This is a genomic window from Shewanella surugensis (assembly GCF_023284005.1).
Taxonomy (GTDB): Bacteria; Pseudomonadota; Gammaproteobacteria; order Enterobacterales; family Shewanellaceae; genus Shewanella; species Shewanella surugensis.
Window position 1 is genome coordinate 48,322 of record NZ_JAKIKS010000009.1, and the last position, 24,418, is coordinate 72,739.

The following is a 24,418-nucleotide window of genomic DNA, read 5'->3' on the forward strand; positions in this document are numbered from 1 at the left end:
GGGATACTAACGAAAAATAACACCGATTTTGAGGGTGCCAACATGGCTGAAGAAACCATTTTTAGTAAAATTATTCGACGTGAAATACCCACCGACATTCTTTATCAAGATGAATTAGTCACCGCATTTAAGGATATTAATCCTCAAGCACCGACGCATATACTCATTATTCCGAATCACCTGATTCCCACCTGTAATGATGTTAAAGCTTCCGATGAAAAAGCCTTAGGCCGCATGATCACTGTGGCGGCAAAATTGGCCGCTGAGGCGGGAATAGCAGCAGAGGGTTATCGTTTGATTATGAATTGCAATCAGCATGGCGGTCAAGAAGTTTACCATATTCATATGCACCTGTTAGGTGGAGAGGCGCTGGGACCTATGTTGAATACGTGCAAGTAAACGAACTTAGCTTCAAGCGCAGCAGTAATGGCTTTTTCATGGGCTCCTTTTTGAGTGTAAAAGAGGATAGCTAAGCCTTTAATGGCATTTTGTTTTGTTTATTTTGATAAAAAACAGGAGGGTAAAGTTAAAATAGGCTAATCTGAAAAGAGTAGTGAGTGTTAAAGCATATCAATAACAAGGAATGCAGACAAATGAAAAAATTATTTTTTATTTTATTAGTTGGCTTGATGTTGGGGGGCTGTTCAACAAACACCGCTGGGATCTTAGCAAGCTCTACGGGTGATTTAAAGATTGATAGTCCGGCTTTTGCCCAAAAAGTCAAAGTTGATCAATTAAAAATGCGCGGTCAAGGCGGCTCTTTAGAAGGGGTTTCGACTGTGATCAGTAAAATTTCAACGGATCAACACCTACAATATAAATTTACTTGGTATGATGGCACCGGTTTTACGGTCGATGATGAAACCCGAGGTTGGCAGCCGTTAACCCTGCATGGCAAAGAGAGTAAACAAGTCAGCTCAGTGGCGCCTGGCATTAATGCGTTATGGTTCGAATTTTATGTGCGAGAAGCACACTCAAATTAGCAACTCGATCGGGCTATTGAGGCATTGATTATCGTAAACCAACGATGTTTATATCGTTGGTTTTTTTATTGCCTAATTCCTATGTAAAGATAAAACAGCTCTTGTTTTACATAAGCTTACTTTCGGCATTCAGCATACATTCAGCTTGATGCTGCTTTACTATGGTCATAGCAAACGAAAGGTCAATGCGTTTATTTCGCTATTTTTTATTGTATTGCTGTTTGCTGTCTTTCTTCTAATGATGAGGATGACCTTATGAAACTGAAACGTATTTTTTTTACCTTGGTTGTGCTGGTAACCACACTATCATTATCAGCTTGCATGATCGTCCCTTTGCACGGACCGCATCGCTTTCATTAATCTGGTTATGATACTGAATGGCTCGCACTCTTTAATAGTATGAAGGCTTAATGATATAAGTATTAAGTTGTCTATGTCAGAAGTATGATGTTTTTGTAAGTAAAAAATAGCCTCGGCTATTTTTTTCGTTAAATTTTAATGTGTTAAGCTCTTGAACTGCCACTCGCTCTTGTTCTCATTTTAATTATAAAAGTGAGTGGTGCTAAGAGGACTGCTGGTCCTAATGATGTTCGTTTATCACTAAATAATAATCTTGTGCTTCTTCCTGTCAGTTTGACACCATATTATTCCAATACACATCAGTCACTCTTATGGGGTAATTTAAATCAAGAACGAGTGTGTTTCCTTGGTTTCAGTTTATCTGATAGAAGTAGTGTTACGTTTGAATATAGCGTCTTTTTGTTGATATATTAGCAGAGCTAACTTCAGGGTTTGTTGGTGACAATGATGGGTATGTTAATTTTTACCTCCACAGTATAGGTTTAATAATAAGAAAATTGGAGGTTATTTGATCGTGACCGCTTCTGGGAAAGGGCATGTAATCCTTGAAATCATGTAGGATGATTGGTGGGAAAAGTTCAATATTGAATCAATAAGTGACTTTAAAATAGCAAGAAATTTTATCATTAATCACAATACTAATAATGTCATATTTGAGCTATAACATTTTGATGAAAGATTCTATGAAGAAGTGTTTAAGTCACGAAATGATACTGCAGAACAGCGTAGAAAACGATTAGAAATAGCAGATCCCAAGCCTAAAAAAGTATATTGTAAGGTAGCCCTATTTTTGCGTAATGTTGATGTCGTTGCTGAAGTTTTAGAACGTGCTAGTGATCAGTGTGCTTTATGCAAGAAAGAGGCTCCTGTTGTTAGAGTAAAAGGTGATACTCCGTATCTTGATGCTTATTCACAAAATGAGTCTGCAGTAAAAGCCTATGAAAGGGCTGGGTTCACACCTTCACTGATAGAAATGAAGCTGAAGCTGGAATAGTGAAGTTAATACCCTCTATTCGAATACCCTTTATTCGAATATAATCTTAGGAATATCATTGACGTTACGTGTATTATTTTAAACAATGGCTTCTCCAGAAGGTATAATCGATTTTATTAAAATCTAGGATAATGTTAAGGGATTAACGTGCTACAGTTCATCAAAATATGGGGATTACTCTTTTTCGGGTGTGTCTTATCGGGCTGTACGCACACCAACTCAGCCGATGAAACGGCATATGTGAATACTCATATAGTCATTGAAAGAAAGCATTATTATCCATGGGAAACCGATATTGGTTATTCACAAGTGGTCAAAGTGAATAACACCTTATATCTATCAGGGATGACAAGCGAAAAAGCCACGTTTGACTCTCAAATGGATGATATTTATCGTTCGATAAAGACAATTTTGGCTGACTATAATGTCGGAATGGACGCTATCGTTAAGGAGGTTATCTTTACCACCAATATCGAAAAGTTGAAGCAGCTTATTCCAAGAAGAAAGGCTTATTTCTTCTCTCTTGGTCATCACTCATATCCCGCTGCAACTTGGGTTGAAGTTAATCAGTTATGGAGTCCATCTCATTTACTCGAAGTGGAAGTGATTGCCGTTCTGCCATGACATTGACCTGTATTGTCATGTGCTTGGTAACGATGCGATTTGATTACTTTGAAGTTGAGATGTGATCATCATTATATTGTGGAGTTTAAATCAAAATGAAAAGAGGGTTGAAAGGGATCATTGGATTAATGGGGTTTTTTATGATGAGTCCTTCAGTTGCAGAATTAATTATATTAGCTTCCCCGCCTGAGCATGATACATATTATGATGAAATGCAGAGGGGGATCATCGATTTTCAAATTAATTACGCTAAAAAAATCATAAAAAATGGTGATGAGGTACTGGTGTTAAGCACAAAGACGCTTTTCCCAGAATATGCCGATGCGTTGGGATCAAACCGCGTAATGATTGCGCCAATGTCGGACATCTGGATGCGTGATTTCACCCTGGTTAACCCCGATGATCCGGTCATGTTTCGCTATACTGCGGCGGGGCAAGGAGGGGGTAAAGAAGGTCAAATTCAAGCTGATGACGTACAGGATACCTTTTATCAAGTAGTCAAAAAAGCAGGACTTCATTTTAAAAGCTCAGAACTTTTAGATGACGGCGGAAATTTTGTCAGTGATTATGCTGGAAATGGGGTGATCAGCAGTAAATTCCTGCAAGATAATCAGCTGACTGAAAAACAAGCGCGTAAAAAATTAAAGGCTTTATTAGGCGTAAAACATATTGCGTTTATAGAGGCTGATGAACAGGGTGGGTTAGAGCATGCCGATGGTGTGGTGAGTTTTATTGGCCCCAATACACTGGCGATTAATGCTTATCCTGAAGACCCACAATATGCTGCGCAATTAAAGGCGGATTTAATGGCACAATTGCCTGAGGTTAAGCTTGTCGAAATCACCACCCCTTATGATGGCAGTCAGATTTATGATAAACGTTTTGGATCGGCGTGCGGCTTGTATATCAATATGCTAGTGACAAAAAAGAGAATATATTTGCCTCAGTTTGGCATTCCACAAGATAAACTGGCATTGCAGCAGGTGCGAGCGGTGACTTCTAAAGACGTTATTCCAGTCTCTTCCTCTCAGGTATGCCATATGGGCGGCGGGGTGCGCTGCATGTCGTTACAACTGCGCGGTGAGAATGCTCGAAAGTTATTGGATTATGCAAAAAAAGTATCTGACAAAAAGCAGGCGACTTCTGGCGACTTAATGAAATAAATTTTTATAAGTGATGTGGTGATTATTATTTTCATCCTGAAGATCAAGGAAGTGATGATGACAGTGAGGCAAATGACATTACAGGATGTCGAACGGGTGAGTGAAGTGTGTTTAGCCAGTTTTATGGATGCTGTGGCTGGCACATTGTCTGATAAAGGGATCGCAACCTTCACTAAGATTGCATCTATTGAATCGTTTAAAAAGCGAATGCAGGAGAATAATACCTTTTTTGTGTATGAACAGGCGATTGAAGATAATAAGCAGTCTACTCAAAGAGAAGGTCACGCAGCCAGATCATCAAGGCATATCGGCAGTAAAAGAAGTCATGGGCCTATTAGAACTTAAAGAAAATAAGCATATTGCCATGTTATTTTTGTGTCCAAGTGTGCAAAGAAAAGGGCTCGGTCGGGCACTCATTGCCGCAGTGTGCCAGCATGCATGGCAACATTCATCAACAAGTACTCAGGTCGACAGAGTACCTCAACGAGACCCGTTAACAGTGAGTGCTTCGCTAACGTCAGTCCCCGCTTACATGCGTTACGGTTTTAAGGTGGCAGGGGAGATTGCTGAATCAGAAGGGCTAAAATTTCAGCCTATGGTGTTGACCTTTTAAGGATAGGTTTTCGTTGTTTAAGGTATAAATTCGAGTTGAATTGATTGTATATTGCTTGTGAACCAAAGTGTTATATTCTAGATTTAACCGATGAGTTGTCGGTGTAAATTAAACAGGGAAAGGAAAGTTGATTATGGAAAAGAGTAAAAGATATATATTTGCCGCTTTAGGCATACTGCTTTTGTCGGGTTGTGGTTCGCCTCGCTATACCGCAAAACCCATAGAGGCACTGACTAATCAAGTTGATATCGTGATTATTAACGATGAAGCGACACGGGAGGGGTTTCTAGAAACAATGGAGTCATGGCTAACGGAGCACCATTATCAGTATACAGTGCAATCTGAAGGTGAGAAACATGACTTAAATAAGTTAACGTTGGAGTATGAAGGCCACTGGACTTGGGATTTGGCTTTGTATTTGAAACGTGCTGAAATTAAGGCGTTTCAGCATGGCCAAAGAGTGGGTGAGGTGGATTTTAAGGTCCCTTATACCGCGAACCCCAATAAATTTGGCAATGCAGAGAAACGGATCCGTTTTATGATGGATGCGCTGTTTGGCCAAATCACCGCCGAAGAAGCCACTCAAAAAGCCAATTCATCCAGCGATGGTTAGCTGACTCAAACTCGCAGCGATGGTTAATAGTTGATTTGGCCTTTATCTATCATCTTCAGTGAGGCTAAATTCGTGAGTTTCCAATCACACAGGGGTATTGGATATTAAGCTTCGCTTAATGGAAGGTCGTGGATTCCCATCCACACTGGGCCAAAAGGGGATCTACAGCAATCCCCTCTTGGAACACCTTTGCCGCCCCTAGCGGAGTGAAATGCATTGGTTAGTGCCTTGTTATTATGAAGTAAATAACTAACTTTTCCGATGCTACATCCCTATAGCCCGAAAATTAAACAGACATCCTTGTCTGTTTTACGTTATTTATTCCAACGAACATCGGCCACTCCGATGGGGATCTTAAAACAAAGATAACAGCAGGGTATTTCTTCGATTTAAGGTGTTTTTGATACAGGGTCATTAAAGAGGTAGTTTATTCTCCAGCCTATGAGCGTTTATGCATATTTATTAGCGCCTATAAATACTTATATGAGAACACGGGTCACATTTTTGGCATTGAAGTGCGCTTTTAGTGGAATAAGAGTCAAGATTAACTTCCTTTAATTTGTATCAATATATTAACGTGTTGTTTGTTTTAAGGTTGGCTTATACGTTTGTTTATACGGCACTGGCTTAGAGATGTCGATGAGTTTGATAAAAATGAGTCGTGAGAAAGGTTGCCTTGTTGCAATTGAATAAGCTGTTATTTTCACTCAAATGGACCTGCAATGGAAACTCATAAGATAAGAATTAGCAATTTATCTAGGGAAGAACTAGCAGATTTATGGAAGCATTTATCACCCCCCCGAGTTAAATAAACTTATCTTCAGTAGTAACAAGAAAGAAATGGATATTCTATTTGGACATATGTCTGAAAGAGGAGTTGTTGAGACAATACAATTATTAGATTAAAATACTCTCATTAAGGTATTAAGTTTACTGTCGAATCGTTTTATAAATAATATTTTTATATTTGCTCATTCGAGGCTAACAAAAAACAGTGTCAAATATTGATCGAAATTTGTTATTAAATATTTTAAAGAGTTTGAATCCTGAACTCAGAGAAAAATTTTAAAATCGATGCCTATTGAACAAAGGAGAATGTTCTTAGAATTGTCAGAAGAAGAGTCGGAAATGGTTGGCTGTCACTGCTCTAAAAGAAAAAGAAGAGGTTTTTCTGATAAAGCGGAAACTTGGATTATATGCCCTCTACGTGATTGATTAATCTGGGTCGAAAAGTCTGATCACAAAGAGGGCTATTCGTTTAATTTTTTATCCATAAGTCAGGTTCATTAATTAATGAACAAATAGAGATGTGTCCTATTTTTACACGTATTGTAAGCGGATCCCTATAGTGTTTACAAAACCTCAGAAGTCGATTTTTATTGTAGTATTCCCCCCGTTATTGCCAAATAAAATTTCTTTATTTCCATCATTATCGATATCAATTATGACTGCTGATTCTGTTTGTATATTAGAATCAAAAGGGACATTTAACGTAGAAAAATATCCAAAACCGTCATTTAAAAGAATTTTATTTTCCCTTTCATAATTTGAAAAAACAATATCAGAAAAACCATCATTATTAACATCACCTACTGTAATACTTCTGGTTTTCCCTTCGGGCGACTGAGAGCTACGAGTAAAATGCCCCCCAGCATTAAGCCAAATATCGTTTGTAGTCAGTGAGGCATTTATAATGTCTAAATAACCATCACCATTTATATCTAAAATAGCAGAATCCATAACATTATCTAACCCCATTTTAGGTGTACTAGGGTTGTCAAGGGTAGTAAATTCGGCATTTCCATTATTAATTAAAAACATAGTTGCCGTTTCCCCATTGGCTACAATATCTATATTCCCATCATTGTTTATATCTGCTACTTCAACATCCCGAATACCTCTGCTGTAAGTGAGGTATCCGCCAATATTTAAAAAGTTCCCTTCACCATCATTTAGATAAACGAAAAGGCTATAGAGAGAACCTGAAGATAGACTATTACTGATAACTAAATCTATATTACCATCAAGGTCAAAATCAGCTAGTTTTAAGCTATTGGTATCATTCAAATACACACCGTTATCGATTTCACCTGACTTTATTAAATTACCAGAACCATCATTTAAAAATATCAAATCTGGAGTGCCATGATTTGCGATAACCATATCTTGATAGCCATTATTGTTAATATCAGCGATGGCAATATCTCTAGTTTTATTAGGGTTAGGTATAGTTTGTTTTAATTTTAAAAAGCTATTTTTTTGGTTTAAAAATACCTCATTATTACCATTTTCGTTTCCAAAAATTAAGTCGGCATAACCATCATTATTTAAATCTACAGTAACCATTGCTTTGGTATTATAATTTACAGTAGGTTTGAGAGTAAAGTTAGCCCCGCCATGTTCTATGTTTTCAATGACAATATCATTCCCATCTAAGATAACTTTTGCTTTGTCTATTTTTGCCGTTTTTTTGTTTACACAAATGATATTATCATCAATAAATGTGAATTCTCCATCTGAGGTATACGTACCAGAAATTTTAGTAATGGTTATACTGTCATCAGCGTTAATAATACCGCTAAAGGAATCAATTTCTGTCCTACGATTACAAGACTCTGTGAAACCTGGAGCCTCTAAAATAATCTTTCCTGCTTCCAAATAAAATAAGTTTTCATTTTTTATCAAGATTGCATCACTATCATCAGCTTCCCAACCATTGATAGCTATTTTTGTCATTTCCAAATTTGAAAATCTGGAGGTTTTACTAATAGATATGTCGGCTGAGTTAGCATTAGCCATGTAAAATACACTAATCATAATCAATATTATTAACTTTTTCATGAATGACCTCTTTAATTTAATAATCATCTACTGAAGTTTATTGTTGAGATATAGTAAGTAGGTTGGGGGACTTTAGTCCCTGATATCGTCAAAGACCGATTGTTTCGGTTTTCTGTTTGAAAGTTGTCTTCTATTTTGGGTTCGAAATGATGTTCCGAATACCTATATTTTAAATCGAAAAATAACTCGAATAGTTGACTAGTCCATTGCATTACACCGATTAAGCTCAAGAGTGATATAACGAAGAAGTAACTATAAAGTTTATCAGTAAAAGCCATGATTACACCTTTACACCCATGTAGTCTGAGTATTAATTCATCAGAATATTGTGCTAATTTAACATTAAAAAAGATTAACAAATCTGCTTTCTTGTAACGAAATATATAGATGTTAGTTATTTGTACGCGAAAACAATTTGTTATTTACTTTGTGACATATTGTAAGCGATCAATATAGGATGGTATTGCAGGAGACGGCTTCGATTTGAGGTTTCTTTAATACAGAAATAACTTCCGTGTTTAAGAGCCCGTTCCGCAAAATATGTCCCTATACAACAGCCAGTTCAACATCCGTGTTTCTCGTTCATTGACTCATGGCGTTGCCATATTCATCCTGCTTCTTGTTCATAACTAACAATGTTATTGTTCTTCTCCCTGCCTGTTTTACGTTATTTATTTCAACGAACTTCAGCCACTCCGATGGGGAACAAAGACAAAAGCAGGGTGTTTCTTCGATTTGAGGTGTTTTTGATACAGGGTCATAGAACTTATCAGGCGACCCATAATAACTTGCATATACTTCAATCCATAAACCAGACTTAATTGACCTTTATTAAATTTGGTGATTGTTATGTCTAAGTTTTGTTTACAATAAATCAGTTTATTAGATACGTTGTATTTGTATGCCCAGAGTTCAGCACTAACATGAAATGTTTTAATGAACTATGAGTCTATCTGAAATACATGAATAATGCGGTAGGAGCAAACATATTCATGGCTCTTAATCTACCCCTCAATTAGAACTTATTTTTTCAGTGTTTTTTTGCATTAATATCATCGGTCAAATCAATCGACTGATACTTATCAACAGGAATAGCATAATGCTGGTTATTTAATTGCGACATGTTTAGTTTATTAAGATCGACTTTAAATACTTGTGGTGAATCATATAAACGAACCAAATAAGTCAAACGGCTAAGATCAGTAACGGCTGCAAAGCGAGTACTTTCACAATGTTCATTTTTAGCATTTCGGCTGGTACCTAATGGTATATCAACGGTATTTAAAATATGAAAAGCTAAACCTATGACCTCTTCTGGATTTTTAGCTACATTAGAAAAGTTAGTCATCATAGCGGCGCGAACAAACCGAGCTTCCGACGTCGAGCTACCAGGCAAATCAGAAAAACCACTGCCAGATGAACTTAAGTCGCAATAAAAGTTATTCCCTAATCCACGCAAATCAAGTGGCGTTATACCACTAAAGTTGTTCATGACATTCTCTTGCTGAAAAGCAATTTCAGGATCATTAGTCAGTACGCCAATCGGGTTCAAATCCGTAATAACTAACTTTCCCTTGATATATTCCAAGACAATGGCATTGCCTTCGCGATCGCGGACCGGAAAATGCGCCTTCATGACCTTTGGTAAATCAGCTGTGTAAGGATTTGAAACCCGATAGCCCTTGCTTGGATCCATGCTTGCTTTTAAGTTATTTTTTATCTTGCCGTTCGCGAGGTTGAGTTTATCGTATTGCAGCATATCAATGACATCCTGACAGCTCCCGCACATGGATAAAATCCAATTAGGAAGATAGGGAAATAAAATTGTATTTGCATATTCCGCTTCGCACGGTTCCTGAAATTCACTTGTTCCAAGAGTCATATTTCCTGCAGTCAGTCCTTTTTCATTCAGTCCGTCAACGACAAAATCCTGCAGGTAGTCACTCATTGCAATAAAACTATATTGAGTAGTCCAGCTCAAAAGAGAGTCAGCACAAGGAACCCAAGAGTTAACTTTTAAGGTTAAATCATGTTGTTTACCGTTAAGATTTGTAACATCTGTTTTAATATCTTGGCTGTATGTATGACCTGCATTTTGTAGATACATGGAAGGGGCAAATAGAAAAGGTAATTCTTGGGTCCGGGCTACAAATGTTTCACCTTTGCCATTGTCCAAGTTAAAATATTTCAAACTAAAATTAGTACACATATAATGTCCTTGAATATCATCGGCTAATGCTCAAATCCCTCCCTGTTATCACATTGATTACTAGGGCGCTGGAATATCAATATTAGATGACACCTCAAAATATGTTATTACACATTATTACAGCTGGAACACCCCATTTGATGGGTTTGGTAATCTAGATAATCTGCACTAATTAGCCCGTTAACGGGCTGCTCTCTTCTTATAAAAAACTTATTAGCCTACCCATAATAACTTATACATATTTCAATCCATAAACTTACCTTTATTAAGTTTGGTGATTGTTATGATGAAGCCGCATTCGCAACAAATCAGTTTATTAGATATGCTGTGTAATCATATTTGCAGCCGTTCAGTGATAGTCTACATAGACATATATGGACGCTTCCGTTGAATTAAGCCATTAGTTCCCCTGTTAGGGCTTTCTTTGTCTTGGTATTTTTAATGTTCTTGCCTATTAGTTTGATGTTTATTGAGCGACTCTTTTCGCGATAATGCTGACATCATTCTTAAAAAGTATATCTAGGTTGAACGTGGGGTGGGCGGCTTTATTTATCATCTGCGGTGAGGCTAAGGTCGTGGATTCCTATTCACACAGTGTATTGGATATTAAGCTTCGCTTAATGGAAGGTCGTGAGTTCCCACTCACACTGGGCCAAAAGGGGATCTACAGCAATCCCCTCTTGGAACACCTTTGCCGTCCCAGACGAAGTTAAGCACCTCAATATTTTATTAAAAGTCATCGCTATCGCCTCATATTCGCCATCCGTGGCTCAACTAAGGCTATCTCGGCATCCGTGCCTCACTCACACGATAACTGATAAAATATCTTCGGCAACTTCGATGGGGATCTTAAAACAAAGATAACAGCAGGGAGTTTCTTCGATTTTAGGTGTTTTGATTAATACCACTACCTACATTCTAATTTTTCCAACATTGATTAAAGATCAAAGCGGGTGAATTGAGCTCAGCTTTTACATTCATTGACCCAACTAAGGTGATTATCTTTGAAAATATCAACCCCTTTTTGGCGGATATTATCGATCCAATCATTAGCTGCTTTTGCACTGACATTAAAATGCTCAATGGCTGTTTGCTGCAAAATTCGGTGCTCGTTTCTTATGGTGGTGGGCATTAGTGCTGCATCATCTGTGTTGATGCACACAGTAATTGGGCCTTTGCGTAAGCCGAATTTATTATATTTCCCCCCTAAGGCAAGCCATGAGCTTTGAGGGGGATCCCAGCGGAAAATCGGGTGTTCATGGTAATGCTCAAAGCGGCCAATATAGATATTTGAGGTGGGACAAGCCTCTAAAATAATGCCTTTATCGGCGTAATGTTCCATGTTCCAATCTTGTATTGCCTCGAAAAGTGCTAACTCAGCACTGGAGACGGAATCAAAATAATGGCCTTGTTTTAAGCCAAATGTTTCATTGTGAGACGCTTGACTATGATTGTTCACTAAGCAGTCTACTTTAATCAAGGTGTCGCGATTTGCTAAGAAGCATTTATTGGTTAAATGAGCGAATAAATACCGATGCCAGAGTTTTATGTGTTCTTTTTGCCTATTCGCACTCAGTGGGCAAGTAAAATCCATGACCCAGTTTTTATACAGCGGATCAAATTCATTAATGTGGATAGCAGGTTGGTTATCTTGTTCGTAAAGATTGAGGGCGATAGGGCAATTTCGTCTAAGCTTCCATGCCTCATATAAGAGCTTAGGCTGCTTGGGATCACCAAGTGTTATGTTGATTCGTGTTTGTTCTATATTGGCCGTATTTTTTCGCGTCATGAAGTACGGTATACAGGTTACTGATTAATGTACTGCGGGCATTATTTTGCCAAAATTCGCTGCTATTATTGTCTTTATCATCTGACAGGTAATCATCAAGGTATTCTTCCTTGTCTAAATTCAATTCGTATTTCATGACCTTCCTTATTATTTTTTAATTTTTAGCCAGTTCATTACGCCTGTATTGGCAGTGTGATAGTCACCGACAATATCTTTGTGGGTTTGAATACGGTTTTGCTCTTCAAGTTGTGACAGTTTGCAGAGGATGTTGTCCTGCTCGATGTGAATAAAAGCCTCATCTTTTTGAACTATCGCGAGCTGGTATTCACGGATAAGTTGTTCAAGGTGTTCCCGCATTAAACGGTTACGGCTCCAGCCTCGGGTAAAGCCTGATAAATGATTGGCAAAGTAGGCCCAACAAAAGAGGGTGAGTCCGCCAACCGCAATTAAAGGGAGGTAAGCTTTTAATGCCGCTAAACAAATAAGAAAAGAGGGCAATATAATATCGACATGCTTTTCAAGCAGCATACCAAGAGTCGACAACACCACTAAGGGTAAGGAATAGGTGGCGATTTTTCTGGTGAGCTTACTTCTCCAGCTAAAACGACGTTCTCGGTGTTTATATTGCTGTAAATAATAATCGAGTTCGGCATAGGCTTTATCATCCGCTATTGCTTGGGTGTTTATTCGCTTGTCTTCAATATCACTGGTACAGCGTAGGGATATTTTGCACTTCATTATTGTTATTCTCGGCTCGTTGCATGTGCTTTTTCTGTCTGAATGCGGTTTTTTATGCTTGTGCGTTATTCAAAATGGGTTTTCTTATTAAAATGACTGAAACACAAATTTTTAACCATAAACAAAAGGTTTACCCGCTAAATGTAACATAATATACGGTAATTTAACTAGATGTGGTTCAAGAAAAAGTATGCTGGCAGATCATGGGACTTATTTGAAGCAGTGCACTGCTTTTGTTTTTAGATCCCCCCATCGGAGTAACTTTAACTTTTCGATAAAAAATATTGTGATTAAAACAGGATGTTGAAAATAGCCTTAGTTGAGCCAAGGACGGCGAATATGAGGCGGTAGATATTTTTGTTCATCGAAAATTGAAGTGAAATACTCCGCTGGGCGTTATGGTGGATGCAAGGAGGATAAGGACGAGCAGTCCTTCTTGCCCCAGTGTGGATGGGAATCCACGAACTTAGCCTCACCGCAGGTGATAAGGATCCCGTTAAGCGAAGCTTAATATTCAAACTCCCTGTGTGAGTAGCCACTCACGACTTTAGCCTGCCGCAGGCAATGAATACTAATCAAGGTTAAAGTTTACAACAAACCATCCAAATACAAATACCCCTAACAAAAAAGGTGATATGTCTTCATTTGAAGACGCGATATTTTCTAGTACTTTTGGGGGGATTAGGTATATAATCCGGCCCGCCAAGGGGTGTCTTGTTATTTTTCCTAAAGAGTTTCGTTAAACTTAGAGGGTAAAAATAATCCTGACTGAGATGTTGACAACAAACCCTTAGAACCTGATCCGGCTTATACCGGCGTAGGAATGGGCCAACATTCATTTCCCGAACGCTTTTTTATTGTGGCCGGATCTCATAATAATAAATTTGAGGTCCCATGTTGAAATTACGCATTTCTCCTTTTGCTCTTTTTGTGGCAGCGACTTTTGCAGCCCCCTATACGGCCCTTGCCGACACTGATGAGACCAAGCCCACTTCTTTGCCTGACGATGATATGGAAGTCATGGTGGTGACATCCGATTTTCGTGGCGCTAAATTAGAAGATATTCCCGCCAGTATTACCGTTATCGACCAACAACAAATGGAAGATGAAGGCGCACAACATTTCGAAGATATTTTGAACTCTGTGGCCAATTTAAATTGGTCTGGCGGCAGCTCACGGCCTAAATATTTTCAAATTAGAGGAGTAGGGGAGCAAGAAGAATATAAGGGCGCCCCTAATTCCTCTGTCGGTTACATCATTGATGATATTGATTTATCTGGCCTTGGTATGGTGTCTAGTTTGTATGATTTGCAACAAGTGGAAGTGCTGCGCGGCCCACAAGGCACACAATATGGTGCCAATGCGTTAGCGGGACTCATTTATTTAAAAAGTAACGATCCCACTGTTGAGTCTGAGCATGGTGCTGAGGTGTCTGTCGGTAGCGATGATTTGCGCACTTTCAGTGGTTATAGCAGTGGCTCGGTGACCGACAGTGGCGATTTGCTTTATCGTGTCTCCTTGCAGCAACATAACCAAAATGGTTATATGAATAATCAATATCTGGGGCGTGATGACACCAATGCGCGGGATGAGTTTACTGGCCATGGAAAACTGCGCTGGTTAGCAACGGATGATTTGCAATTTGATTTAAGCTTATTGTTTGCCAATTACAATAATGGCTACGATGCGTGGACGCTGGATAATAATGGCGAGAATACTTTAACGGATACGCCGGGCGTGGATGAGCAAAAAACCACTGGTGCCAGCTTAAAAACCACTTATGATGGCTTTGATAAGTTTGAAATCACCTCACTGAGCTCAGTAGCCAAAACCACCCATACACTGTCTTATGATGGGGATTGGGCTAATCCAGAATACTGGTCGGCGCTCACTTGTGATGGGGAGCCTTGTCAATATGACTATTTTTGGGGTAAAACCGGTCATAGACAAACACTCACACAGGAAGTGCGCGTCAATTCCAGTGATAATGGTCGCCTGTTTTTTGATTCCACCGACTGGTTAGTGGGTGTTTATGCCATGGACTTAACGGAAGATAATGATCTTTATTCAGAGTACAACACTTATCCAGATGAAGTGTTGCAGTCGGATTATGATGCGCAAAGTTACGCCGTATTTGGGCAACTTGATCCCGATCTAGGCAATGGCTTTTTATTATCGCTTGGGCTGCGCCTCGAGCGCCGTTTTAGTGATTATAGTGACAGTAACAAAGAAACCTATTCGCCTAATGAAACCTTATGGGGCGGACATGTTTCATTAAGCAAAGCGCTATCGAATACGCAAGAAAGCTACATACGCATCGCGAGAGGCTATAAGGCGGGCGGCTTTAATATGTCGCTGCCCAGTAGTTTTAGTGATAAAACCCAGTTTGACAGTGAAACCTTATATAATTACGAACTGGGTCTGAAATCTAGTTGGCTCGATGGCGATGTCAGCTCAAATTTTGCCTTATTTTATATGGACAGACAGAATCAACAAGTGTCGGCATCGCAGCAAGATCCCGATAATCCGCAGCGTTTTATTTTATATACGGAAAATGCCAACACCTCGAGCAATTATGGCGCCGAGCTCGAAACCCATTGGTATGCTACCGATAACTTGATGTTGTACAGTAGCTTTGGCTGGTTAGAAACGGCCTATGGGGATTATGTTTATCAAGATAAATATGGCAATAATATTGACTTATCAGGCCGTGAATTAGCCCACGCACCGAAGTTTAATTACAGTTTAGGGGCGACGTATCGCACCGACTCTGGCTGGTTTGCTAATGTTACCGGCTCAGGCAAGAGTGCTTTTTATTATTCTGATAGCAATGAATCGCGCTCAAGCGCTTATCAAATCTACAATGCCCGCATTGGTTTTGAAGCGCAAGATTGGGCCGTGTATCTATGGGGCAAAAACCTCTTAGATGAACAATATGGTACCCGCGGTTATTATTTTGGTAATGAGCCCGATCTCGATTGGAGTGATAAGCAGTACATACGGTATGGCGATCCTCGTCAAATCGGGTTGACGTTAAAAATGATGCTGTTGTAATCTATTCCCTCTCAAGCATGCTATTTTTACGAATGCATGCTTGAGACAATGCTGATGATTTTATTTTCAATGGTACCAAGGGTATATAATGCCTTGAACTCAATAAATTAGACTCAAAAATAGGAGCTGTGATGAAATTAACCGCCGAGATCAGTTGTTACCCGTTGCAAGATGATTATATTGCGCCGATAAAATGGTTTATTAACCGTATTAATGCTTATGAGAATATTGAACGTAAAACCAATGCCATGGCCACCCAAGTGTGTGGCGAATATCAAGATGTGATGGCGATGCTTGCCACAGAAATGCAAGCGGCTCATGAAAAATGGGGTAAAGCCGTTTTTGTGTGTAAGTTTATCGGTGGCCAGTTAGATTTATCACACAGTCAATAGTCTTTATCGCATCGCGAGCAATCTTTACCACATAGTGAATAGTCATTATCAGATGGTTAATCGTCGTTATCGCATAGCGAGCAATCTTTATCACATAGTGAATAGTACTGATATAGAGCGCTGGTGTCAGTCTTACTGATGTTGCGTTCTTATATTGAATATTGATTTACCGTATTTATTTACTGTATTGGTATGTTGTGTTTTAAATGATAGTTTGGGTCGGGCGTAGATTAGAGCGTAAGTTAAGGTTGCAAGAATAGGACAGTCCAATGAATAAAGTTTTGCCTTGGTATAGTGTACTCAGTGATGTACAGGCGATGACCGTTTGGGAAGCCGTTGCGGTGGTGTTAGCACTGGCTTATTTACTATTGGCCATGAAGCAAAGCCGTTGGTGTTGGATTGCTGCATTTGCCAGTACGTCTATTTATACGGTTATTTTTTGGCACGTGGCCTTGCTAATGGAATCGGCGCTGAATTTTTACTATATCGGCATGGCGATGTATGGTTATTGGGTGTGGACGCAAGGCGGCGAGCAACATAAAGGAGTTGAGATCACCTCGTTGAGCAGAATGACCCATGCGAAACTCATTGGAGTGACAGCATTGGTTGCAGTGATAGTGGGTTATATCATGGCAAACTATACCCATGCGGCTTTTCCTTATTGGGACGCCGCCACCACTTGTTTTGCTGTAGTCACGACGTATTTGGTGGCTAAAAAAGTGTTGGAGAATTGGCTATATTGGGTTGTGATCGATCTTGTTTCTATCTATCTTTATTTTAGTAAAGGATTAATGTTAACATCTCTACTCTTTGTTTTTTATGTTATTCTTGCACTTGCTGGCTATGTTGTTTGGAGTAAACGTTGGCGATTAAACGTGAGTGCTACTGCAGCATTAGCATAAAGCTGATGTGGTGAGAATAACCCCCAAGTGACTTGGGGATAAAAGGAAGCCATGCCTTATAGCAAATTATTAAACGCCCTTCAGCCGACATTGGATCGAGTGGGGCTAGACTCTGTGAGCTTGATTGCCGCGTTGAGCCAAGGGTTAAGTAATCAAAATTATTATATTCGTGCTAGACGAGACTCAAGCTTACCTAAAGAATGGGTGTTACGCGTCAACAGTCAGGCCAGCAGTCAGTTATGTAATAGGCAAGCTGAAGTGAATAACTGGACATTGGCCGCCAGTAACGACCTTGCACCAGAATTGACTTATGTGGCTGAAGATTTCAGTTGTTATTTAAGTGAATTTATTCCACAAGTCAGCTTCGATTGGGCGAAAATCGCCTCGGCAAAAAATGCTCATCCACTGAAAAATGATGAAGAAATTGTTCCTAATGTGGATAAGTTGATTTTACCCCTTCTAAAGGGGTTGCAAGCTTTACCACTGCCGGATAATCATATGAGTATGACTCAGCAATGGCAAGATTATCATCAAGCATTGATGCTAATGTCACAAGGTTCAAATGCCGATGTGAAAGCAACGAGTCCTGCCGAATTGGGCTTTGGTATTCATGCTGAACTGACAATGAATTGGTTAGCGGCTTTTGATGATTTACATCAAAAACAAACCCAAGTGAAGGCTTGGTTATTGCAACTGGATGATTGCTTGATGACCAATCAGTTTTGTCATCGAGATTTAAATCCACAGAATATTTTATGTCATGGTGAGCAACTCGTCGCGATAGATTTTGAATACGCTTGTGCCTCACATCCGTTATGGGATCTTGCGGGGATTTTAGCCACCCATGGTTTATCGTCAATCCAACGGCATAGATTAATTCAGTCTTATTTGCATGAGCATCCTAATTTAACGCAAACAGCCTATAAAGCCGTGCCCGCCTCAATAGAGTTATATTGGGTGTTTGCAGCCTGTTGGGCCTTGTTAATGGCCTTTTCTTTTCTTGATGTAGTCAAAGCCTCTGCAATCACAATATCAGAGATGCAGAAAGTGAAACATGATCCTGAAGCGGTCAATCTCCTTGATGAAAGCATCAACTGCGCAGCGGTGAAAGCTCGTGAGTATTTAGATTTTTACACGCAATTTGCTCATTATATCTCACCGTCAATGCCAAGCCGCTGATATAACGTTAAGCGCGAATCGTTAAGCGTGATCCATAAAAATGTGATTAATCAAAAAGGATGATAATAATGCGAAAGGGATGGCTGACACTGTTTTTGCTTTTTTTATTGGGCGGATGCTCGACTAAAACCAGTTATTATTTTCTTGATTGGGCCATAGAATGGAAAGTTGAGGAATATGTCAGCCTCAATGACAAACAAAGTGCATTATTAGAAAAGGCACTGGATGATTTTTTATATTGGCACCGTTCACAAGAATTAATGCAGTACAGTCAGCAATTACAGCAGATCTCAAATCAATTAAAGCAAGACACACTGACGCCAACGCGTTGGGTGCAAGAAGTGGATCAGATCAAAGCCCATGGCTATCGTGCTTTTAAGATGCTGTTACCGAGTATGATCCCCATTATTACCTCATTGAGTGATAAGCAAGTCATGGAGTTACTTGATAATATTGAGCAAGATGAAATTGATTTAAAAGAAAAATATGTGGATAAGTCACAACAAGAGGTGCTAGAAGATGAGGATAAGCGGTTACAAAAATCATTTGAAAAATGGTTAGGGCACTTATCACAACCGCAAAAAGAGGCGATCCATGCATTTAATCGACGCAGTGTATTGATCTTGCCCCTTTGGCTCGAGTATCGAAAAACATGGGCTACAGAGTTCGCGTTAACGCTTGAGCAGCGTCAAAATAAAGCCCTATTAACATCACGTCTTATCACACTAGTGACTGAGTCAGATAAACTTAAGTCAGTGCAATATCAAAAAGATTTAGACATAAACCTAGTGGCATTTGGTGAGTTATTATTAAACATTCACGGGTTAGCTTCTCCTCAGCAGAAAAAGCGCTTTAATCGTAAATTGGATGAACTCATCGAGGATTTTGCTGAAATGAGCCAAGATATTTAATTAAAAAACGTCAGTGGCTGAAAGCTTCAGGGTTGATGTCAGGTCTATTTTATCAAGCAACATATCGAGGTGATTGAGTCGGTATGAAGCAATAAGATCGAAATGATAAAATAAGGGAGTTTGGATATGTCGATAACGCAGCTTTATCAGGGTTTTTTAAAAGCATTACATTATGCGGAGGGACTTGCGCCACTGGCTTTAAGGCTCTATTTAGCCCCGGTATTAATGCAAGCGGGTTATAACAAGTGGATACATTTCAGTGATACAGTGGCTTGGTTTGGTAATAGCTATTGGGGGCTCGGCTTGCCTTTTCCGGCTTTATTGGCCGGCGTTGCGGTGGCAACGGAGTTTATTGGCGGGCTCCTGCTCATTATCGGATTGGCGACACGCCTCATTGCGATCCCCATGATGATCACCATGTTAGTGGCAGCATTTAGCGTGCACTGGGAAAATGGCTGGTTAGCCATTGCGGATCATACGTCTTGGTTGGCGAACGCAGATATATTAAATGCCGCTGAAAAACTCAGCCGAGCTAAAGCCATTCTTCAAGAACATGGTAATTATGAATGGTTAACGAGCTCTGGCAATATTGTGATTATTAATAATGGCATTGAGTTTGCCATTACATATTTTTGTATGTTGTTGGCCTTATTGTTCATGGGGGGCGGGCGTTATACGAGTGTTGATTATGTGATTGCGAAACGCAATGGGCTGCTTTGATCTTATTTAGGATCAGCTGACAACTGATTGGAATAGAAATGAGCGGGATTTATTTTATCGTCTTTGCTATGCTGCTCGCTTAATTAGTTTTATATGCAAGGATTTTACATTGAACGCATTAGATTTATTACTCACTCGTCAATCTACTCCAAGATTAGCGGCGCCTGAGCCGACGCAGGAGCAGCTAGAAGTGATACTCAATGCGGGAGCGAGAGTCCCTGATCATGCAGGCTTAACACCTTGGGAGTTTATTATTGCGCAAGGTGAGGGACTCGATAAACTGGGCAATATTTTTAGCCAAGCAGCAGAGCGTAAAGGGTGTGATGAGGCTTTTATTGAAAAAGCGCAAAATATGCCTAAACGTGCTCCTATGGTGATAACGGTGGTGGCTAAAATACAGCAACATCAAAAAGTACCAGTATTAGAGCAGCAGATTTCTGCAGGTTGTGCCGTTATGGCGATGCAACAAGCCGCTTTTGCACAAGGTCTGGGTGGGATATGGCGAACGGGTGCATTGGCGTTTAATAGCGATGTAAATCAGTTGTTAGGTCTATCATCTGACGATCAAATTGTGGGCTTTTTGTATTTAGGAAGTCCGGTATTGAAGGCCCCAGTGAAAGCCATTAAATCGGGGCAACTTCATGCGCGTTACCTTTAACACTAACGATTTTTTAAGGTAATAGCTCAAGATAATAGTGAAAAGGAATAAATAAGATGCGATTAACCTTATCTGTTGTGCTGGTGGGAATATTGGGGAGCGCGATGTCAAGTTCGTATGCCGATGAAGCCGATATTGCTTTTTCAAAAGAATTGAGTGAGTGCAGTGCTTATTATGATATTGCATCGAGTACATTATCTAAAATGAATGTACCGCAAATGCAAAATATTGCAGAGAAACTCTCTCGCTCTAAAATCGCAGCTTTTACGTTAGCAGAAAAATATCAAACAGCGGAAAAAGTGCAACAGCAAGTCGAGGCGGCTAAAAAACAGCAAATGGCATTATTGCCCGATGATAAAAGCCTGATGGGGTTGATGGAAAAATATCGACAATCTTGTCAGTCTTATCTGACTCAGCCGGAGCAGAGGTTAAGCTACTGGCAAATGGCGACGATGTAATGCTTTAGGGGCCCGATTATTTGTTAGGGTATGAATAATAGAAAACACCGACGATGATGTCGGTGTTTTTATCTGTTTCATCTTATTACTGATGGCTTTATCAGAGCCTTGAGCTTAAGTGATAAGCACCTTTAACTGAAATAACAGTGACATCAGCTTTCAACGATTATGCTTCTTTCTTACAATAATGGGCGACGGCTTTACTGACCAATTCAACCCCAGTTTGCTCACAAGGGGGAAGTTTTGCATCAGAGGTGCCGATAGGGGTCACTCTGTTGCCCCATTGGATTAATGCGGCTGCAGAGGTTAATCCGGCACCAAAGGCACAAGATAAAATGATCTGATTAGGCTTTATTTTTCCTTGCTCGAGTGCATCACAAATCGTAATGGGAATGGTGGCCGCTGATGTATTGCCATAGTTTGCAATATTCACAATGGCTTTTTCTTTCGGAATTTTCATGCGATGGATCAAGGTATCGATAATACGTTCATTGGCTTGATGTGGGATCACCCAATCAATATCATCCTTACTCATATTGCACTTTTCAAGCACTTTTGTGCTGAGTTTCCCCATTCCGGCAACGGCGCGTTTAAAAATCTCTTGGCCATTAAATTCAATGAAGAAATTCAATGAGTCAGGATCAAACTTATTCATGCCTGTGCCAAAGGTTGATTTAAGGATATCGCGGCCTGTGGGATCGTTATTAAGCTCATAGCCTAATACTCCGCCAGGGGTATCGGTGGCTTCAACAATCACCGCACCCGCACCATCGCCAAATAATACGGCAGTATCACGTTTAGACCAATCGATAAAGAAAGATAAACGTTCAGCACCTACCACCAGAATTTTTTTACTTTGGCCGCTTTTGATTTGAGAATCGGCAAGTCCTAAAGCATATAAAAAACCACTACAAGCGGCATTGATGTCAAAGGCAGGGCAGTGAGCTCCAATATTGGCTTGCACGGTTGAAGCGATATTGGGAATTAACGTATCAGCCGTTGCGGTAGCAAGAATGATCATATCTAATTCATTGGCTTCTATGCCGGCAGCGGCTAAGGCATGTTTCGCTGCAACTGAAGCAAGTTCAGAGGTATTAACGTGACTGATATGGCGTTGACTAATACCAGTACGAGGTTTTATCCATTCATCGGATGTTTCGATGAAGGTTTCCAGATCATGATTCGTTAGGATGGCTGGGGGGACGCATTTTCCCCAACCTGTTATCGTTGCGTACTGCATTAGGTATTCTCTCAAATATAAGCCGAGTTTTTAACTCGGCTATCTCGTTTAAGCGCTTAATCCGCTTGCCATTGATGTTACTTCGTATTACTAATCGCAGTATTGTTGCTAGAATACTATAGTCTTAACAGTTAATTAAGTCAGATTATATTGTTTATTTTGTGCTTCAGTTCATATTTCAATAGTGAGAATGACAGACTATTGAGGTTTGACTAATTTTCGAATTGACTCTGCTGCGAGCAAAATATGTTGCCTGAGTAAGTTAACGGCAGCTTCAACATTCTTTTGTTTACAATAGTTGAGTAACTCTCGGTGCTCTTTTTCTGCTTGGGCAATGCCGCCAGCGAGTAAAAATTGTAAACGTATATAGCGATCGCAATTCGTTTTTAGTCCTTGCACCATATCTAATGCATAAGGGCGATTGGCTGCTTGATACAAGCTGGTATGAAACTGTCGATTTAATTCGCTCCAGCGACTAACCGATTGCTCTTGTTTAAAAGCAAACTCGAGTTGGGCTAAAATTCTTTCAGCCTTATCGATATCTTCATCTTGCATATTCACAATGGCTTTGGCAAGTAATTCAGTTTCAATGAGTGCTCTAAGTTCAAATAATTCTGTTACCTGTTCGACTGAGAGTTCAGTTGCCGTCGCCCCTTTATGAGCTTCAAATTTGACTAAACCTTCAGCTTCTAATTGTACTAGGGCTTCTCTTATGGGGATCCTGCTGACATTCAATTCATCTGCTAGGGCACTTTGCCTCAATGGCTCGCCTGCACGAATGTGACCCGATAAGATCTTTTCCCTAAGCACTTCGACCACGACTTGTGTACGTGTTTTATGGATGATAGGGGAAGTTATACTCATATATTACTATTTAAACCAGAAATATCTAACCCTTAATAATACCGTTTATCCGGTGATAAATAAAGAAAAATGAGCGGTTAAATCATTACGTCGTATGAGCGAAAGCAATCAATTGGCGTGATTAAATCAAGCAAAATCCTGTTATCTAAAACTAAAGCGCGCAGAGCGGTGAGAAGATAATAGTGGAAATCCACAAATAAGAATGGAACCCAGTAAAAGGAACGCGGTATAATTATTATCAATCAAATGACTTTATGTCGCTTCTTTAAGTCAGATTAAGCATAAGCCTGTGGAGAATATAGCTGTGGATCGAGCGGTGTTTTTAGATAGAGATGGGGTGATCAATAAAGATCACGGTTATGTATATCAAGTCGATGACTTTGAATATATAGAAGGTGTGTTCGATGCCTGCTTATCTTTAAAGAAAATGGGATTTAAACTCGCCGTTGTGACAAATCAGTCCGGTATCGCAAGAGGTTTATATTCAGAAGATGACTTTCATCAATTGACAGAATGGATGGATTGGAACTTTGCCGATAAAGGTGTCGAGCTTGATGGTATTTATTATTGTCCACATCATGCCCAGGCAGGGCTTGGTGATTACAAGTGTGATTGTGATTGCCGTAAACCTAAACCCGGTATGCTTAATAGTGCTGCGCAGTTTCTCAATCTCGATTTGGCGTCGTCGGTGATGGTGGGGGATAAGCGAGATGATATGTTAGCCGCGCAAGCAGCAGGCATTCAAATACGTATATTAGTGAGAACAGGGAAAAGTGTGACTGATGAAGCCGTACACGCATCGACAGTCGTGTTAGACAGTATTGCTGATGTGCCCGATTATCTTAGTTCACTTTAACATTTTTACTTAAGTGGGCTCGAATTAAGCATAATGAGTGCGCGGAAAGCCTGTAAAACAGACTGTTCGTTTAAAGTTTGAGCGAACAGTCATGATTATTGCGATTAAATTGAAAAATCGCTTGCACGGATCGTTAATCTCCCTATAATACGCCTCCTCAAGCCAACGACCTAGCGTCTTAGGCTGCTAGCTGAAAAATGCGTTTTTCATACTAGCAACGCTCTTTAACAATATGACAAGCAAATCTGTGTGGGCAC

24 protein-coding genes and 1 riboswitch are annotated in these 24,418 nt (G+C 39.7%); of the genes, 17 read left to right on the plus strand and 7 right to left on the minus strand.

Translation table 11 applies throughout. The annotated features are described in order from the left end of the window. Window positions 1–42 precede the first annotated feature (42 nt). The 8 genes from hinT to L2764_RS03910 all read left to right on the plus strand — a co-directional run bounded on the left by hinT (window position 43) and on the right by L2764_RS03910 (window position 5,350). The gene (gene hinT / locus L2764_RS03875) at window positions 43–399 is read left to right on the plus strand and encodes a purine nucleoside phosphoramidase (RefSeq protein WP_248938929.1); all 357 of its coding nucleotides are present in this window, start codon (window positions 43–45) and stop codon (window positions 397–399) included. Window positions 400–593: 194 nt separating this feature from the next. Next, on the plus strand, window positions 594–983 hold the full coding sequence (locus tag L2764_RS03880; protein WP_248938930.1) for a YcfL family putative periplasmic lipoprotein: 390 nt from the start codon (window positions 594–596) through the stop codon (window positions 981–983). Window positions 984–2,034: 1,051 nt separating this feature from the next. After that, window positions 2,035–2,337: a GNAT family N-acetyltransferase gene (locus L2764_RS03885; protein ID WP_248938931.1), complete on the plus strand. Its 303-nt coding sequence runs from the start codon at window positions 2,035–2,037 to the stop codon at window positions 2,335–2,337. Window positions 2,338–2,484: 147 nt separating this feature from the next. Beyond that, window positions 2,485–2,961, plus strand: coding sequence for a RidA family protein (locus tag L2764_RS03890; protein ID WP_248938932.1), 477 nt, complete (start codon window positions 2,485–2,487; stop codon window positions 2,959–2,961). Between the two features lie 95 nt (window positions 2,962–3,056). Then, entirely contained in the window at window positions 3,057–4,124 is a 1,068-nt protein-coding gene (locus L2764_RS03895) for an agmatine deiminase family protein (protein WP_248938933.1), read from the plus strand. Window positions 4,125–4,178: 54 nt separating this feature from the next. Next, window positions 4,179–4,469, plus strand: coding sequence for a hypothetical protein (locus L2764_RS03900; RefSeq protein WP_248938934.1), 291 nt, complete (start codon window positions 4,179–4,181; stop codon window positions 4,467–4,469). Continuing rightward, window positions 4,450–4,737 carry a GNAT family N-acetyltransferase gene (locus L2764_RS03905; RefSeq protein WP_248938935.1) on the plus strand — a complete coding sequence of 96 codons (288 nt, stop codon included), beginning with the start codon at window positions 4,450–4,452 and terminating at the stop codon, window positions 4,735–4,737. Before L2764_RS03900 ends, L2764_RS03905 begins: the two co-directional genes overlap by 20 nt. Window positions 4,738–4,870: 133 nt before the next feature. Further along, the gene (locus L2764_RS03910; protein WP_248938936.1) at window positions 4,871–5,350 is read left to right on the plus strand and encodes an Sbal_3080 family lipoprotein; all 480 of its coding nucleotides are present in this window, start codon (window positions 4,871–4,873) and stop codon (window positions 5,348–5,350) included. A gap of 1,362 nt (window positions 5,351–6,712) precedes the next feature. Here the strand turns inward: L2764_RS03910 and L2764_RS03915 are convergent. The 5 genes from L2764_RS03915 to L2764_RS03935 form a co-directional block, all read right to left on the minus strand. Then, a complete protein-coding gene (locus tag L2764_RS03915) occupies window positions 6,713–8,191 on the minus strand; it encodes an FG-GAP repeat domain-containing protein (RefSeq protein ID WP_248938937.1) in 1,479 nt (492 codons plus the stop codon). Window positions 8,192–9,221: 1,030 nt separating this feature from the next. Then, on the minus strand, window positions 9,222–10,400 hold the full coding sequence (locus tag L2764_RS03920) for a linear amide C-N hydrolase (RefSeq protein WP_248938938.1): 1,179 nt from the start codon (window positions 10,398–10,400) through the stop codon (window positions 9,222–9,224). Between the two features lie 964 nt (window positions 10,401–11,364). After that, a complete protein-coding gene (locus L2764_RS03925) occupies window positions 11,365–12,189 on the minus strand; it encodes an amidohydrolase family protein (RefSeq protein WP_248938939.1) in 825 nt (274 codons plus the stop codon). After that, window positions 12,131–12,325, minus strand: a complete 195-nt coding sequence (locus L2764_RS03930) for a hypothetical protein (RefSeq protein ID WP_248938940.1) — start codon at window positions 12,323–12,325, stop codon at window positions 12,131–12,133. Before L2764_RS03930 ends, L2764_RS03925 begins: the two co-directional genes overlap by 59 nt. Before the next feature lie 11 nt (window positions 12,326–12,336). Beyond that, window positions 12,337–12,927 carry a hypothetical protein gene (locus L2764_RS03935; RefSeq protein ID WP_248938941.1) on the minus strand — a complete coding sequence of 197 codons (591 nt, stop codon included), beginning with the start codon at window positions 12,925–12,927 and terminating at the stop codon, window positions 12,337–12,339. Between the two features lie 695 nt (window positions 12,928–13,622). After that, a riboswitch (TPP riboswitch) is annotated at window positions 13,623–13,768 on the plus strand. Window positions 13,769–13,821: 53 nt separating this feature from the next. Here L2764_RS03935 and L2764_RS03940 point away from each other — a divergent pair. The 8 genes from L2764_RS03940 (at window position 13,822) to L2764_RS03975 (ending at window position 21,201) form a co-directional block, all read left to right on the plus strand. Next, window positions 13,822–15,981, plus strand: a complete 2,160-nt coding sequence (locus tag L2764_RS03940; RefSeq protein WP_248938942.1) for a TonB-dependent receptor — start codon at window positions 13,822–13,824, stop codon at window positions 15,979–15,981. 131 nt (window positions 15,982–16,112) lie between these two features. Further along, window positions 16,113–16,373, plus strand: a complete 261-nt coding sequence (locus tag L2764_RS03945) for a YkoF family thiamine/hydroxymethylpyrimidine-binding protein (protein ID WP_248938943.1) — start codon at window positions 16,113–16,115, stop codon at window positions 16,371–16,373. 269 nt (window positions 16,374–16,642) lie between these two features. Then, complete coding sequence (gene pnuC / locus L2764_RS03950; protein ID WP_248938944.1) at window positions 16,643–17,275, plus strand: nicotinamide riboside transporter PnuC; 633 nt, start codon at window positions 16,643–16,645, stop codon at window positions 17,273–17,275. A 51-nt stretch (window positions 17,276–17,326) separates the two neighbouring features. Next, complete coding sequence (locus L2764_RS03955) at window positions 17,327–18,454, plus strand: phosphotransferase (protein ID WP_248938945.1); 1,128 nt, start codon at window positions 17,327–17,329, stop codon at window positions 18,452–18,454. Window positions 18,455–18,522: 68 nt separating this feature from the next. Continuing rightward, window positions 18,523–19,365 carry a DUF6279 family lipoprotein gene (locus tag L2764_RS03960; RefSeq protein WP_248938946.1) on the plus strand — a complete coding sequence of 281 codons (843 nt, stop codon included), beginning with the start codon at window positions 18,523–18,525 and terminating at the stop codon, window positions 19,363–19,365. A 126-nt stretch (window positions 19,366–19,491) separates the two neighbouring features. Continuing rightward, window positions 19,492–20,085, plus strand: a complete 594-nt coding sequence (locus tag L2764_RS03965) for an HvfX family Cu-binding RiPP maturation protein (protein WP_248938947.1) — start codon at window positions 19,492–19,494, stop codon at window positions 20,083–20,085. 109 nt (window positions 20,086–20,194) lie between these two features. Further along, window positions 20,195–20,743 carry an NAD(P)H nitroreductase gene (locus L2764_RS03970; RefSeq protein ID WP_248938948.1) on the plus strand — a complete coding sequence of 183 codons (549 nt, stop codon included), beginning with the start codon at window positions 20,195–20,197 and terminating at the stop codon, window positions 20,741–20,743. 56 nt (window positions 20,744–20,799) lie between these two features. Then, window positions 20,800–21,201: a hypothetical protein gene (locus tag L2764_RS03975; protein ID WP_248938949.1), complete on the plus strand. Its 402-nt coding sequence runs from the start codon at window positions 20,800–20,802 to the stop codon at window positions 21,199–21,201. Between the two features lie 166 nt (window positions 21,202–21,367). Here the strand turns inward: L2764_RS03975 and L2764_RS03980 are convergent, their stop codons facing one another. Both L2764_RS03980 and L2764_RS03985 read right to left on the minus strand, forming a co-directional pair. Next, window positions 21,368–22,441, minus strand: coding sequence for a ketoacyl-ACP synthase III (locus L2764_RS03980; protein WP_248938950.1), 1,074 nt, complete (start codon window positions 22,439–22,441; stop codon window positions 21,368–21,370). Window positions 22,442–22,639: 198 nt separating this feature from the next. After that, window positions 22,640–23,305 carry a GntR family transcriptional regulator gene (locus L2764_RS03985; RefSeq protein WP_248938951.1) on the minus strand — a complete coding sequence of 222 codons (666 nt, stop codon included), beginning with the start codon at window positions 23,303–23,305 and terminating at the stop codon, window positions 22,640–22,642. A gap of 304 nt (window positions 23,306–23,609) precedes the next feature. Between L2764_RS03985 and gmhB the strand changes: the two genes are divergently transcribed. Beyond that, window positions 23,610–24,161: a D-glycero-beta-D-manno-heptose 1,7-bisphosphate 7-phosphatase gene (gene gmhB / locus L2764_RS03990; protein WP_248938952.1), complete on the plus strand. Its 552-nt coding sequence runs from the start codon at window positions 23,610–23,612 to the stop codon at window positions 24,159–24,161. Window positions 24,162–24,418: the final 257 nt, after the last annotated feature.